Genomic DNA, 14,687 nt, shown 5'->3' on the forward strand with positions numbered 1-14,687 from the left:
TTTAATTCAATTTAGAAAGTTACATTTAAACCTAAAGTTATACCAGTAGTACTTGGATATTTATCTCTATTGTCCATCCCCTGTGACAAAGGATCACCTCTTTGTATCTCTGGATCTAAACCTTTGTATTTGGTAAATGTGGCTAAATTATTTCCAGACACATACAATCGCATTGCATTTATAATCTTAAATGGGGTGACATCGAAATTATAAGATAAAGTAATGTTGTCTACTTTCACATAATCACCTTTTTCAAGATAATAACTAACATACGTTTGGTTATAATTTAACACCGATTTGCCATACACTTTATCGAATGCACTATCTAACATATTGTAAGCAATCGTTGGGTTTTCATAAAACATACGTTGTGTATTTAGTATTTGAAAATCGAAAGCCCCTGTTAAAACCACACTTAAATCGAATTTTTTGTAGGTAAAAGTATTCGTCCAGCCTGCCAAATATTTAGGAATACCATTCCCTAAATATTGTTTATTATCATCATTATACATTTCTGTTGTTAGTGTTTTTCTTGTACCGTCTGGTAATTCAATAATCCATTTTCCATTATCTTCAGGTTTAGACATACCTTGTGTAATATCCACTGATTTTAATCCCCAAAAATTACCTATTGATTGCCCTACTTCCAGCCTATGAGTTGCAAATGAGATTGGATCTCCAGTATTCCCTGTATTGACAAATTCGTTCTCTATTGAGTAAAAATCATTAGAAAGACTAGTCAACTTATTTTCATTATGAGAAAAAGTCATTGAAGAATTCCATGAAAAATTATCTGTTTTAACTGGAATTGTGTTCAAAAGAATTTCAAATCCCTTGTTCTCCATTTTACCAACATTTGCAGTAATATTACCAATCAAATTAGGAGGAGTTGGCACATTATAATCCCAAAGCATGTCGCTTGTTTTTTTGCTATAGACATCAAAGCTTCCACTAATTCTATTATTCAAAAATCCAAAGTCAAGACCAATGTTTACCTCTGCCGTTTTCTCCCAGCGTAAGTCGGGATTAGGATTTTGATCAGGAACTAATCCTTTAACCCATTTTCCGTCACTGAAAAAATAACCATCATATCTATACAATGTTTTAGACAAATAAGAACCTCCTGGAATTACTCCTGTTTCTCCATATCCAGCTCTTAACTTTAAAGCATTAACATAAGATACATCTTTCAAAAATGATTCTTTATTTATACTCCATCCTGCAGAAACAGCTGGAAAACTACCCCATTTATGATTGTCTCCAAACTTAGAGGAACCTTCTCGCCTAATACTGAACAATAAATCATATTTACTGTCAAAATTATAGTTAGCTCTACCAAAGAAACCAATTAATTTACTATCACCTTTATAACTTCCCATTGCATATTGATATCCATCTGATATAGCATTTCCAGCGCCTAAATTATTATAAGAAAAAGCATCTGTAGGGAAATCATAATTATTGGCAGAAAATCCTTGATTTAATGAATATTGGTAACTATACCCCCCTAAAACCGTAAACTCATGTTTGTCAAAAATCTTATGGTATTTAGATGTTATTTCTACATAATCATTATCTGAAGTTCCTGTATCTCTTGAAGCTACTCCATTTCGTTTATTTATAGTATTTGAATAATGCTTTTTACTTTCAGAATATCCATTTAAACCTGTATTTTTATTTTTTGACAACTGTGCTCCTACATCCCAGCCTGGCAATAAATCAAGTGTTAAATTAGCCGTAAATCGTTGCCAAGTATTATTTCTATCTTGTGTTGTTTCATTCATAATGGCAACAGGGTTATAATACTGAAGCTTATTAAGATCTTCATTATATGTCCCATCTGGATTATATACAGGAGCAGTAGGATTTCTAATCATAGCTTGTCTATAAGCATAGGCAGCTGTTCCTTCTGAAAGCCCCATGTTTTGTGTACCATTTAATAAGCTTAAATTAATTCTTAACTTATCTTTGAACATGGAATGATTCACATCAAATGAAAATCGGTACTCTTTATTAAAGGTGTTAACAAAAACTCCAGACTGATTTACATAATTAAGGTTTACTACATAATTCGTTTTTGCACTTCCACCTTTTAAAGCTAAATTATGATTTTGAGCAAATCCGCTTCCTGATATTTCGTCTAACCAATCTGTATCAGCTCCACCATCAGCAAAAGGTATTGTCAATCCTTGAGAACGCAAAGCTCTCTGCTGACCAGCATCTAAAAATTTAGCTTTATTATAAAAGTTAGATATTGTAGCAAATGTCGAATAGGTAATGGTTGGAGCTGTTTCTTTATTAACGGTCTTTGTGGTAATGAGAATTACTCCATTGGCTCCTCTTGTTCCATAAATTGCTGCGGCCGAAGCATCTTTCAACACATCTATCGAAGCGATTTCATTTGGAGCAACGGTATCTATACCACCTGGAACACCATTAATTAAGACCAAAGGGCCAGTGCTTCCTTTTAAAGTAGAAATTCCACGCAATGAAATATTTGGTCCAGATCCTGGATCTCCAGAACCATTGCTAATGGTTAGACCTGCGACTTTGCCTTTAATAAGATCAGAAGCATCATTAATTGCTCCTTTTGTAAAATCTTTTTCTTTTATACTGGCAATGGCACTGGTAACTCTTGATTTTTTTTGAGTACCGTATCCTACTACAACTACTTCGGTCAATTCTTGCGTACTACTTGCTAGAAATACTTCAATTTGGCTTTTATTTGCAGTTACTACTTCCTTATCTTTAAATCCTATATAAGTAAAAAGCAAATTAGAATTTTCCTTTTTTAGTACAATCTCAAATTTTCCATCAAAATCGGACAATACAGAATTGGACATATTCTTTTCTGTAATTGTCACTCCGGATAGAGGTATACCATTATTATCCTTTATTATACCTTTAATTTTCTGCTGTGAAAATGATGCACAAAATACAAACAGAAAAACAACAGTATGAAAAATCTTTTTTCTAAAGAAAAGATTTTCTTTACTTTTAAAACAATACATATTTAGTCTCATAATTTAACATTTTGGTTAGTGTTATTTGTACACTTGTAAAATTATGTTAAATGTTATTTACCAAAAATGCTAATATTACCACATGCTAATACTATATTATCCTGTTTTAAGCCGTATTGCAGCATTTTACAGAAATATCAGTTTATTTGATAACGAATTAGAGTTATACTTGCATATAATGAAGCTTTTTGAAGAAAAATCAAGATAATAAACATACGCTAAAGCCCGAAACATTCAGATCAGGTTACCCTGTGGAATTTTAGAACCTTTATTAATGTGAAAGGATTTAACCAAGTTTTAAATCAAAGTGAAGAAATATTGACATTATAGTTTTTTGCATCAATTCATTAAATTTTGAATCCATTTTTTATTAATGGGTAAACATCGCAAATGAACTACGGAATACGATTAGACAACAATATTTCTCTAACGAATATTACTTACTGAATTTTTAGCTGTATCGTGTTTTGTTTTCAGAACACCTTTCTCAACAGAAAAACCTATTCGGACTTGTGTTTTTAAGGTATCTTTTAAACCGGATGTTGCTTTTTCGATTATAATAAATACTAATTGATATTCACCGTCAGTTAAATCAATTACAGTATTTTTTTCAGAATCATTGATTTTCAAAACATTTTTTTCAGAATCCGGTTTTGCAGTTCTTCCCGTTGCAGCATACGAAGCCGATGCAGCACCGCTTCCGCCGCCGGCTAAACTGCTTATACTTGAAACCGCTGCTGAAATAATCGCTCCGCCCGGCATAGCACCTCCTAATAAAGAAGCTCCCTGCGACAAAACACTGCCTGCTGCATGTAAGCCTTGATTCACTTTTTCGCCAAAGGCTGCACATTCAGTGCTGGTCAATTCCTTAATGCTATTGTTTGCTGTATTGACTCTGTAACCCTCATTGGAAGGAAACAAAACAATGCATCCGCCATCGATCAGTGTTACATTTATTTTTCCCGAATTTACTTTTTCGCCAAAAGATGCTCCCTGCGTCTGCTTTGCAACTGTAACATTCATCGAGATCCTGTTTGGCATCCCGCTATTGTTTATGCCGTTTATATTACTTTTTTGAGCAGATCCGTCTAAAGTGGTTTCCAAACTGGAACTTGATTTTATCGTTTTTTCTTTTACTGTTTCGATATCTTGTCCCTTTACATTTACCAAATAACACAATGCTAATGCCATTGTAAAAACTGAAGTCTTAAAATTTTTCATATCGCTGTAGTTTTAATGATTTATTACTAGATAAACAAAATTCATTTTTTGTTACCCTGCTTTACTTTTAAAACCAATATTGTTTCTCAAAAAACTGAATATTAAAACATTAAAGTTACAGCTATTTCATTAGACAGTAATTTTACTTTCTCAATTCTTATAAAAAAAAATGCAAAAGTTCTTAGTCCTTTTGCATTTTTTCAAAATTTAAATTATAAAAAATTATTCTGATACCATTCTACCTGCACTTTCAGTCCTTCATACAAACTGGTTTTGGGATTATAATCTAATAATTTCCTTGCTTTATCAATCACTGCTTTTGTCCGCAGCTGATCGCCGCTCCTAGCCTCTACAATCTGCAGATCAATTTTTTTATTTAATATTTGCTCAACAATTTCAATACCATGCTGTGTTGTATTTTCTTCTTCAGTCCCCAAATTGATGATTTCATTATTCACTATATCTTCCAAACCAATAACACTAACCACACCGTCTACTATATCTTGGACATACGTAAAACTCCTCAAGTGATTCTCACTTCCTTTATATAATGGAAAGGGAATGTTTTTAAAAGCATTTGCAATCAGTTTAGTATACAACTTTTCAGGTCTTTCCCTTGGTCCATAAACAGAATACAGCCGCAAAGAACACGCTTTTATATCACCAAGCCTGCTGCTTTCCAAAACCAATTGCTCAGCTGCCAGCTTTGTCACTCCATAATGAGAAACAGGTGTGGGAGGAACTGATTCATCAAAAGCTGCATGAATTCCATAAATAGAAGAAGTTGCAATATTTACAAAAAGATTTAAATTTTTATTTTTAAATGCAAAATCAAGTAAATTTTTGGTACCGATTACATTATTCCCTAAATAATCTTCAAAACTAGAAGCTGCAGAAATACCTGGCTGTGCCGCAAAATGAAAAATATAATTAAAATCTGCTGGTAAGTTTTGAAGTTCCTCACTGTAACGCAAATCTATTTTCTCAATCCTAATACCTTTTTCTTCTAAAGCTTTTGCATTGAGCTTTTTTAAAGACACATCGTAATAATCTGAAAAATTATCCAAACCTACCACCTCATTTCCAAGTGATTTCAGCCTTTCAGCGACATGTGAACCAATATATCCTGCTGCACCGGTAACCAATATTTTCATAACTAAAAATTTTACATATAAAAATAAGAATAAACATTATTATCTTTAAATAACAACCAGAATTTTAATGAAAACTTAATCTAGTTCTTCTTAAAATAAAATACTTTTGTATAAATCCCATCAATATGAATTTTGAATTAACAATCATTATACCCGTATATAACGAAGAAGATAACCTAAATCGTGTACATCAGGAAATGAAACAGTTTTTGAGCATTTCCAAAAAAAAGACAAAAATTCTGTTTGTCAATGATGGTTCCAAAGACGGCAGTCAAATTTTAATTGAAAAAATCTGCAAAGACAGCGAAGACTTTACCTTTATTTCTTTTGAAAAAAATGCAGGTTTAAGCGCTGCTATAAAAGCTGGTTTTGATTACACAGATACTCCTTGGGTTGGCTATATTGATGCCGATCTGCAGACTGCTCCTGAGGATTTTAATATACTGATGGAATATGCAGGAGAATTTGATTTGGTTACAGGAGTAAGATCAAACCGAAAAGATTCTTTTACAAAGAACATGTCTTCTAAAATTGCCAACGGTATCCGAAGAACTTTTACCGATGACGGCATGGACGATACTGGCTGTCCTTTGAAAATTATCCGAACCGATATGGCAAAAAGAATCCCAATGTTCAATGGACTGCACCGTTTTTTACCCGCCATGATTCTGCTGCAGAACGGCAAAATCAAACAGACTCCAGTGAGACATTTCCAAAGAATAGCAGGTGTTTCCAAATTCAATCTATGGAACCGTTTATTGGGTCCGTTACAAGACTGCTTTGCTTATTTATGGATGAAAAAAAAATACATCAATTACAGCATAGCTAAACAAGGATAATGAACAGCATCATCGTCTATTCGATAGGTTTTATTGCCCAGATTTTGTTTTCGAGCAGAATGATACTTCAATGGATTATTTCTGAAAAAAACAAAAAGGTACTTACGCCAGTTTTATTTTGGGAAATCAGCTTATTTGCTTCCTTTTTGCTATTTGTTTACGGTTATTTCAGACATGATTTTTCGATTATGCTGGGACAGACAATTACCTATTACATTTACATTCGAAACATTCAATTGCAGAACGACTGGAAAAAACTGCATATTCTTTTGAGATGGTTTGTAGTTCTTTTTCCCTTTTTTATAATTGGATACGGATACAATAACAATGTAATAGATGTAGATTTCCTGTTTAAAAACGAAAAAATTCCGCAATGGCTGCTTTGGACAGGAATAATAGGTCAAGTACTATTTACATTGCGTTTTGTGTATCAATGGATTTATTCTGAAAAGAAAAAAGATTCAGTTTTACCCTTAGGCTTTTGGATTATCAGCCTGATCGGATCTCTTATCATATTTATTTATGCAATAATTCGAAAAGATCCTGTATTACTGGCAGGTCACGCGATTGGTTTAGTCATTTATACCAGAAATATAATAATCATAAAAAAGGATGTCAAAATTAACGGATAACTACGCTTTTTGGCTGTTTGCTGTAGCCTGCCTCATGCTTTTCCCCCATTTAGATGTTATTGAAACCAACATCATGGAATCGCGTAACTTCATTACAGCCAGAGAAATGGTTACCAGCAACCATTGGATACTGACAACACTAAACGATTTGCCACGTTATGAAAAACCGCCGTTACCAACCTGGCTTACAGCAATTTCTGGAATTGTTTTTGGTTTTAACACTATTTACGGCATGCGTCTGCCTGTAGTTTTAATAACATTACTGCTTGTTTTTGGCACTTTTAGACTTTCAGAAAAAATTGGTTTGTCCAAACAGCAGAGTTTTCACAACGGACTGATTTTAATTACCTCTTTTTATATTTATTTCGCTGGAAGAGACAATCAATGGGACATGTACACTCACAGTTTCATGATAATCTGCATATTTTTTTTATGGAATTTATTGAATACCCCTAATAAACCGCTTCTTAATGCTGTATTGGCAGGATTATTTTTTGGTTTCTCCTTTTTGAGCAAAGGACCAATTTCAGTTTATGCTTTATTACTGCCTTTTTTAATTGCCTACGGATTTACCTATAAATTTCAATTAAAAGACAAAAAAATATATCTTATAATCATTTTTGTAATCGGCTTGATTATTGGTCTGTCATGGCCTTTATATGTAAAATGGGCAGACCCTGCGACCTATCTGCAGGTCACCAAAATAGAAAGCAGCCGATGGGGAAATTATAACACCAAACCTTTTTATTATTACTGGAGCTTTTTTACCCAAAGCGGAATCTGGACAGTTCCTGCTTTTATTGCATTGCTTTACCCATATTTAAAAAGCAGAGTTACTAACCTTAAAGCGTATCAGTTTACGCTGTTATGGACATTGGCATCGGTGGTATTGCTTTCGATAGTGCCTGAAAAAAAATCGAGATACTTACTGCCCGTTTTAATTCCGATGGCACTGAATACCGGATTTTATATTGAATATTTAATTCAGAATTTCAAAAACATCAGTCAAAAAAAAGAAAAAGGAATCGTTTATTTTGCTTTTGGACTTATTGTACTTATTTGTTTTGCTATTCCTGTTGTGATTTTTATCAAAGTAAAAAATGATTTAGCTGGATTCGAATTTTGGCTGATCGGCTTGACTCTTTCATTGTTTACAATAGGTTATTTATTGCTTACCAATCTTAAAAAACAAAATTTCAAAAAAGTATTTTATAGCGTAATAGCTGTACAAGCGGCAGTAATTGTTTTTGGAATACCGTTTACCAAACTCATTCTAAAAAATCCAGATTACGCCAGCGCAAAAGCAATTAGAGACAATGAAAAAAAACTGGGCATTAAAAGCTATGAATTGAAAGCATTTACTCCCGAAATAATTTGGGATTACGGATATAGCATCCCTATTTTATTAAATGAAAAAACCAATAAACTAAACTTACCTGTTGAGAATAAATTTGGTTTACTGGCTTTTAAAAAAGACAGTATTACTGCCAAAAAAGAATTCAGCAGTTACACTATAAAGGAGACTTCGTATATAGATCTAAATCACGTTCCAAAAGAATCAAAGAAACATAACGACCGATTGACAAGAATATATTATATCGTTACAAAGAAATAATTATTCTTCGTAACGGGTGATTTCTCTGTCGTAAAATTCATTAGCAAGAACGATAAGCCCTTCCATTTCGGCATTTAGCTCAGCTTCATCAAGATCCTCGGCCTCTTCCATGAATTCTACTTCATCATCTTTCAGGTTAATGATGAATCTTGGGTAATCCAGATGAATAATAAATATATCATCTGGAAAATCGGTATTGTCTCCTAATAAGAATTTTGGTAATTCCATGTGTTTCTATTTTTTAATGTAAGGGCGTAAAAGTACGTTTTTTATTGAGATTCTCTTTTTAAAAATATTCTTTAAAAAAATGAAGCTTTCGCCCAGCCATTATGGAATAGACATCTCCCGATTTAGAAAAACAAGGCTTTTTTGCCGTAGTTTTTGTTAATCGGGAATATACGGACAGCAGGTGAAATGCTGTTGGAAAAACAAATTATCTTTCTAAACTTCTTTATCAGTATGCTGTGTAACCAGTTTTTTTGTCAGGCGTACAAATCGAATATATAAAAATAAAGCCGCCGCCGTCAGTCCCGCCAAAAGTCCGATCCAGACCCCCACGGCTTTCAAATCAGTATATTTCCCCAAATAAAAAGAAATAGGAAAACCAACTATCCAATAGGCAACAAACGTAATGTACATAGGAACTTTTACATCCTGCAGACCTCTCAAAGCTCCAAGAACTACAACCTGAATTCCATCTGAAATTTGAAAAATAGCGGCTATCAATAATAATTTTGAAGTAATCATAATGATTTCTTTATTATCTAAAGTTTGTGCTGGATCGTGCATATTCAGAAACAAATGCGGCAGATAATTATGAAAAACTACAAAGATTAATGCAAAGAAAGCTTCGGTAATTATTGCTAATAAAAAGATAGATCGGGCTACAATAATCAAATTTTTATAGTCTGCCACACCTCTGGAATGCCCCACACGAATCATCGCGGTAACACTCAAACCCATTGCTACCATAAATGTTGACGATGCTAATATAAGCGCAATCTGATTCGCCGCCTGACTGTTTTTTCCCAGCGATCCCGAAAGCCATATTGCAGCCGTAAACAAAGTCACCTCAAACAGCATCTGCATTGCAGAAGGGATTCCAAGGTTAATAATTTTTTTGATTATTGATTTTTTGATTTCTTTGAAAGTGAAATTTTTAAAATATTTATGCATCACAGCATTGTGCTTCATCAGATAATGCATAAAAACGACCATCATTATTCTGGAAATAACCGTTCCCAATGCTGCTCCCGTCACGCCTAATTTTGGAAAAAACCAAAATCCATAAATCAGTACATAATTAAAAAAAACGTGAACCACATTGGTCAGAATAATCGAATACATCGAATATTTCGTCAAAGACAAACCGTCAGCAAATTGCTTATATCCCTGATACATCACAACCGGAATCAAGGAAAAAGCAACCCAGTCAACATAAGGAGCGGCTAGTAAAACCACTGCTTCTGGCTGATTCATATAATACATTAACTGCTTTGACAGCACAGTTATAATGAACAATGAGATTCCCAAAACAGTACATAACAGCAGGCCATGATGAAACGTAGTTCGGATCTTTTTATCATTTTTTTCGGCATCTGCTTCTGCCACCAAAGGTGTAATTGCTGTAGAAAATCCTATTCCGATGGCCATAGCCAAAAAGATAAAACTATTCCCCAAGGAAACTGCCGCCAGTTCGGTAGAGCCTAGATTTCCAACCATATAATTATCAACAATACCTATAAGAGTATGTCCAAGCATTCCTAAAATTACCGGGTAAGCCAACTTAATATTATATGCAAATTCTTGGGTGTATTTAGAAAAATTCATTTTGATTTTATTTAGTCGGCAAAGGTAATTAGAACAAACTGATTCTGTCAAAATTATTTTATTCATAAAAAACTTAATGCAGATCAGCTCCGAATTATATAAAAACTCAAAATAACTCTATACATAATAATTTTCCAAGATAGAATAATAATAGAAATCCAGGTAAAGGTGTTAGCTAGGCAGGTATTTGCGCTGCTTATGGTTTTGATTTATAAAATCATCCAGCTTCTATAAAAAATGTGCAGTTTTTCGGCACATTTTTTTTGCTCAAAAATTAAATTACAGTTTATATACTGTATTTTTGAAGGAGCTTAATCCAGCTGTTCACTGCAAATGCAATTCACTGAACTCCTATGAAAATAAAAGTTAGTGAAGTAATAATTTCCACTTCCATCTGGGCTAGGGCATTCATTTTCAAAACAACATTTAATGGAAAAATTCACACTTGAAATTCTTTTTCACATCATCGGAATTGGTTCTGCCTCCGGACTCATCTACAAAGATAACAGCTTATTTATCATTGGCGACAATAGCGGATTTTTATACGAATACGCCATTCCCTCACAAACCTTGCAGCAGCATAAAATCATAGAAAACGCAACCGCAAATATTATAAAAAGCGAGAAACCCGATTTTGAGGCTATTACTCATTTTGGAGACACGCTTTATGTTTTTGGTTCAGGATCTACCCAAAAAAGAAACGCGATGGTAGAAATTAATACCCTGCAAAAAGAAATCCGAACAAACGATCTTACCGATTTATACGGGGTAATGCAAAGTTTCGGCGAAATCAAACCCGAAGATTTTAATATTGAAGGCGCCATTTACACTGGCGAAGAATGGTATTTATTCAACCGAGGCAATGGCGAATCGGCAAAAAATACAGTTTTCACCGTTCAAGGCAAAAACTTAGTAAACGAATTCAAAATTCTTTCTAACAGTTATAAATTACCCAAAATAAAAGGAGTACGAAGCAGTTTTACAGATGCTGTTCTGCTCGATGGCAAAATTTATTTCCTTGCAACTGCCGAAGATACTAAGTCAACTTACCACGATGGCGAAATCCTGGGAAGCTTCATTGGCTGTATTGATACCAAAACAATGAAAATCGACTTTACCAAAAAAATCAGTGACACCCAAAAATTCGAAGGAATTACCGTTTATCAAAACAGCGGCAATTCAATTGAGTTTTTGCTTTGCGAAGACAAAGACACCGAAGTTTTAGAAACCACTATTTATAAATTATCCATTCCAAAACATAAATAAAAAATCACTTTTAAAAAATTTTTCCACTCCTTCCCAACCTTTTTCTCTTTTTCATCCTCTTTAGTAGAAAGATAACAATTGTGATAAACGAAAACTTAATTTCTGACTGCAAAAAAATGCACCGCGATGCCCAGCGTCAGGTGTATGAGCTTATGGCTCCCAAATTGTATCGCACCTGCAAGCGTTACCTAAAGAAAGAAGAAGAAATAGAAGAAGCCTTGGCCGATGCTTTTTATACTATTTTTACCAAACTCGATCAACTGAAAGAGTTTGGCGCTTTTGAAGCCTGGTCTCGAAAAATCGCAGTCAATCATTGTTTGGCGACGATTAAGAAAAAGACCAATTTCAATTTATATCTCGATGATGTCAAAACTATTTCTCAGCCATTTACAGACGAAGTAACAGAACTTGAGGAAGAAGATTTACTCAATTTGCTAAATCATATTCCAGACGGCTGCAAAACCATTTTTAATCTTTTCGTTATCGAAGGTTTCAGTCACAAAGAAATTGCGGCTATGCTTAACATTTCCGAAGGCACTTCTAAATCACAATTGAATGCTTCGAAAACCAAGCTCAAAGAGTTAGTAAACAATTTGTATTACCAAAAAGCGAAATAGTCATGGACAATCAAGATAAAATATTCAATAAAATAAAAAATGCTTCTCAAAAAGCAGAAGAAAAAGACTTTCCTGCCTTCGAAAAGGTATGGATGCGTGTAGAAGAAAAACTCGACAAAAAAGAAGATAAAAAAGCAATTGTTCTTTGGAAAAAGCTGGCAATTGCAGCTTCACTCCTGTTGTTTTTTTCATTGGGATATCAGTTTTTCAAAACAGATTCAGAAATTAGCATTCCAAAAGGAATTCGAGAAAACAATGTGGTTATTGAAGAAAAAAAAGATACTAAAGCGACTCAAGAACCTTCAGAAGCTATTAAATCCGATGCCGAAACTATATTGAAAAAGCAGCTTTCAAAACAAAATCCATTAGCTGTTTTAGATACCATTTATGAAACAAAAGTGAGTTCGGTTGGAAATGAAGCTATACTAGTTGAAGAAAGTCCTAATGCTTTAAATGAAGTAGTGGTTATTGGTTATGGAACTCAAAAAAAATCAAGTGTAACGGGTTCTGTTACTACTGTTACTGCTGATGATTTACAAAAAAGCAAATCATCTAATAATATTCAAACTTTGCAAGGAAGAGTTGCTGGAGTTCAAATCTCAAACAATGCAGGATATGTAAGTCCAGAATATTATTACTCAACAAATAAAACAAAATTGATTCCTGGTACAAAAATAGCTACTGGAAATGCATATCTAGCACTCAATAAATCAAAAAAAGAAGAATCAGAACAAATTAGAATTCGAGGAAATGCATCAATTTCACAAACAGGAGAACCATTATATGTGGTAGATGGAATTCCTGTAAATGATATTTCAGAAATAAATCCAAATGACATTAAGAATATGAATGTTCTTAAAGATGCTACTTCAACAGCAATATACGGAAGTCGTGCTTCAAACGGAGTAATTTTAATAACAACTAAAAATGGTACCTATCAAAACCTTTCTAAAAAACAATTGGAAAGAAAACTGAAAAAACTAAATAAAAACAAAGAATCTGAAGTTCAAAAACCAGCTCCACAATCCATTGAAGTTTCTACTGAAGATTATGATAATTTTGTAGAAAATCAATTTGAAAGTCCAAAAGCAGCACCGCTATCTACTTTTTCTATTGATGTTGATAATGCTTCCTACACCAATGTAAGACGATTTCTAAACAACGGTCAAACGGTTCCGAAAGACGCTGTGAGACTCGAAGAAATGATGAATTTCTTTAAATACAAATATCCTCAGCCACAAAATCAGCATCCTTTTTCTATCAATACCGAATACAGTAGTTGCCCTTGGAATCCAAAGCACCAATTATTAAAAATTGGTTTACAGGGAAAAAATATTCCAACAGATAATCTGCCCGCTTCTAATTTGGTTTTTCTGATTGATGTATCAGGTTCTATGAGTGATGCTAACAAATTACCATTGCTAAAACAATCAATGAAAATTTTGGTAAACGAACTTCGCAAAAAAGACAAAGTTGCCATTGTTGTTTATGCAGGTGCCGCAGGAATGGTTTTGCCTCCGACAAGTGGAGACGAAAAACAAACCATAATCGATGCTTTAGAAAAACTTAATGCCGGAGGAAGTACGGCTGGCGGAGCAGGAATAGAATTGGCTTACAAATTAGCCGAAGAAAATTTCATCAGAGGAGGAAATAATCGTGTGATTCTAGCTACCGATGGCGATTTTAACGTAGGCGCGACATCCAATACTGATATGCAGACATTGATTGAACAAAAAAGAAAATCGGGTGTGTTTCTAACTTGTCTGGGTTACGGAATGGGGAATTACAAAGACAGCAAAATGGAAACGTTATCCGATAAAGGCAATGGAAATTATGCTTATATCGACAACATTCAGGAGGCGAATCGCTTTTTAGGAAAAGAATTCAAAGGTTCTATGTTTGCTATCGCCAAAGATGTTAAAATCCAAATCGAATTCAATCCAAAACAGGTACAGGCCTATCGCTTGATTGGTTATGAAAACAGAAAATTACGCCCAGAAGATTTTACCAACGATGCTATTGATGCGGGCGAATTAGGAAGCGGACATACCGTTACGGCTTTGTATGAAGTGATTCCGATAGGTGTAAAGAGTGAGTTCTTAAACAATCAGCCAGATTTAAAATACACCAAAACAACTTCAACTGAAAATGATTATTCTGATGAACTGGCAACTATCAAATTCCGTTATAAAAAACCAGATGGAGACAAAAGCATCGAAATGGTAAAAGTGATTGAAAACAAATCAATTCCGTTGAAAAACTCATCGGATGATTTTAAATTCAGCACTGCAGTCGCTTGGTTTGGACTGAAATTAAGAGATTCAAATCTGGTTCCGAATAAATCCTCAGAAGAAATTAAAAACCTGGCAAAAGAAGGATTATCAAATGATGAAGACGGTTATAAAGCAGAATTTATCCGTTTGGTAGAAACTGTTAAATAGTTTTAGACCTAACAGGTTTTTGAAACCTGTTAGGTCTTTTTTGTATTTA

Annotated in this window: 11 protein-coding genes; 6 read left to right on the plus strand and 5 right to left on the minus strand. The window is 33.8% G+C overall.

Going from position 1 to position 14,687, the window contains the following annotated elements:
• Nucleotides 1–11: 11 nt before the first annotated feature.
• The 3 genes from OZP07_RS16675 to OZP07_RS16685 all read right to left on the minus strand — a co-directional run bounded on the left by OZP07_RS16675 (nt 12) and on the right by OZP07_RS16685 (nt 5,398).
• Entirely contained in the window at nt 12–3,023 is a 3,012-nt protein-coding gene (locus OZP07_RS16675) for a SusC/RagA family TonB-linked outer membrane protein (RefSeq protein ID WP_281635997.1), read from the minus strand.
• 426 nt (nt 3,024–3,449) lie between these two features.
• Complete coding sequence (locus tag OZP07_RS16680) at nt 3,450–4,244, minus strand: hypothetical protein (RefSeq protein ID WP_281635998.1); 795 nt, start codon at nt 4,242–4,244, stop codon at nt 3,450–3,452.
• A gap of 212 nt (nt 4,245–4,456) precedes the next feature.
• A complete protein-coding gene (locus OZP07_RS16685) occupies nt 4,457–5,398 on the minus strand; it encodes an NAD-dependent epimerase/dehydratase family protein (protein ID WP_281635999.1) in 942 nt (313 codons plus the stop codon).
• Between the two features lie 125 nt (nt 5,399–5,523).
• Between OZP07_RS16685 and OZP07_RS16690 the strand changes: the two genes are divergently transcribed.
• Genes OZP07_RS16690 through OZP07_RS16700 form a run of 3 tightly spaced genes read left to right on the plus strand, consistent with a single transcriptional unit; the run spans nt 5,524 to nt 8,484 of the window.
• A complete protein-coding gene (locus tag OZP07_RS16690) occupies nt 5,524–6,237 on the plus strand; it encodes a glycosyltransferase family 2 protein (RefSeq protein ID WP_281636000.1) in 714 nt (237 codons plus the stop codon).
• Complete coding sequence (locus OZP07_RS16695) at nt 6,237–6,869, plus strand: lipid-A-disaccharide synthase N-terminal domain-containing protein (protein WP_194640844.1); 633 nt, start codon at nt 6,237–6,239, stop codon at nt 6,867–6,869. The genes OZP07_RS16690 and OZP07_RS16695 overlap by 1 nt, the downstream gene beginning before the upstream one ends.
• Nucleotides 6,850–8,484 carry an ArnT family glycosyltransferase gene (locus OZP07_RS16700; protein WP_281636001.1) on the plus strand — a complete coding sequence of 545 codons (1,635 nt, stop codon included), beginning with the start codon at nt 6,850–6,852 and terminating at the stop codon, nt 8,482–8,484. The genes OZP07_RS16695 and OZP07_RS16700 overlap by 20 nt, the downstream gene beginning before the upstream one ends.
• On the opposite strand, the gene OZP07_RS16705 is transcribed toward OZP07_RS16700, so the two are convergent.
• Nucleotides 8,485–8,712 (minus strand): DUF8828 family protein, encoded by a 228-nt coding sequence (locus OZP07_RS16705; RefSeq protein ID WP_056247475.1) that lies wholly within the window; start codon nt 8,710–8,712, stop codon nt 8,485–8,487.
• 213 nt (nt 8,713–8,925) lie between these two features.
• Nucleotides 8,926–10,314 (minus strand): MATE family efflux transporter, encoded by a 1,389-nt coding sequence (locus tag OZP07_RS16710; protein ID WP_194640843.1) that lies wholly within the window; start codon nt 10,312–10,314, stop codon nt 8,926–8,928.
• A gap of 429 nt (nt 10,315–10,743) precedes the next feature.
• On the opposite strand from OZP07_RS16710, the gene OZP07_RS16715 reads away from it, so the two are divergent.
• The 3 genes from OZP07_RS16715 (at nt 10,744) to OZP07_RS16725 (ending at nt 14,638) form a co-directional block, all read left to right on the plus strand.
• A complete protein-coding gene (locus OZP07_RS16715) occupies nt 10,744–11,580 on the plus strand; it encodes a DUF6929 family protein (RefSeq protein WP_281636002.1) in 837 nt (278 codons plus the stop codon).
• Between the two features lie 116 nt (nt 11,581–11,696).
• Complete coding sequence (locus tag OZP07_RS16720; protein ID WP_281638485.1) at nt 11,697–12,197, plus strand: RNA polymerase sigma factor; 501 nt, start codon at nt 11,697–11,699, stop codon at nt 12,195–12,197.
• Between the two features lie 2 nt (nt 12,198–12,199).
• On the plus strand, nt 12,200–14,638 hold the full coding sequence (locus OZP07_RS16725; RefSeq protein ID WP_281636003.1) for a vWA domain-containing protein: 2,439 nt from the start codon (nt 12,200–12,202) through the stop codon (nt 14,636–14,638).
• Nucleotides 14,639–14,687 lie beyond the last annotated feature (49 nt).

It is taken from the genome of Flavobacterium marginilacus (assembly GCF_026870155.1).
GTDB lineage: Bacteria > Bacteroidota > Bacteroidia > Flavobacteriales > Flavobacteriaceae > Flavobacterium > Flavobacterium marginilacus.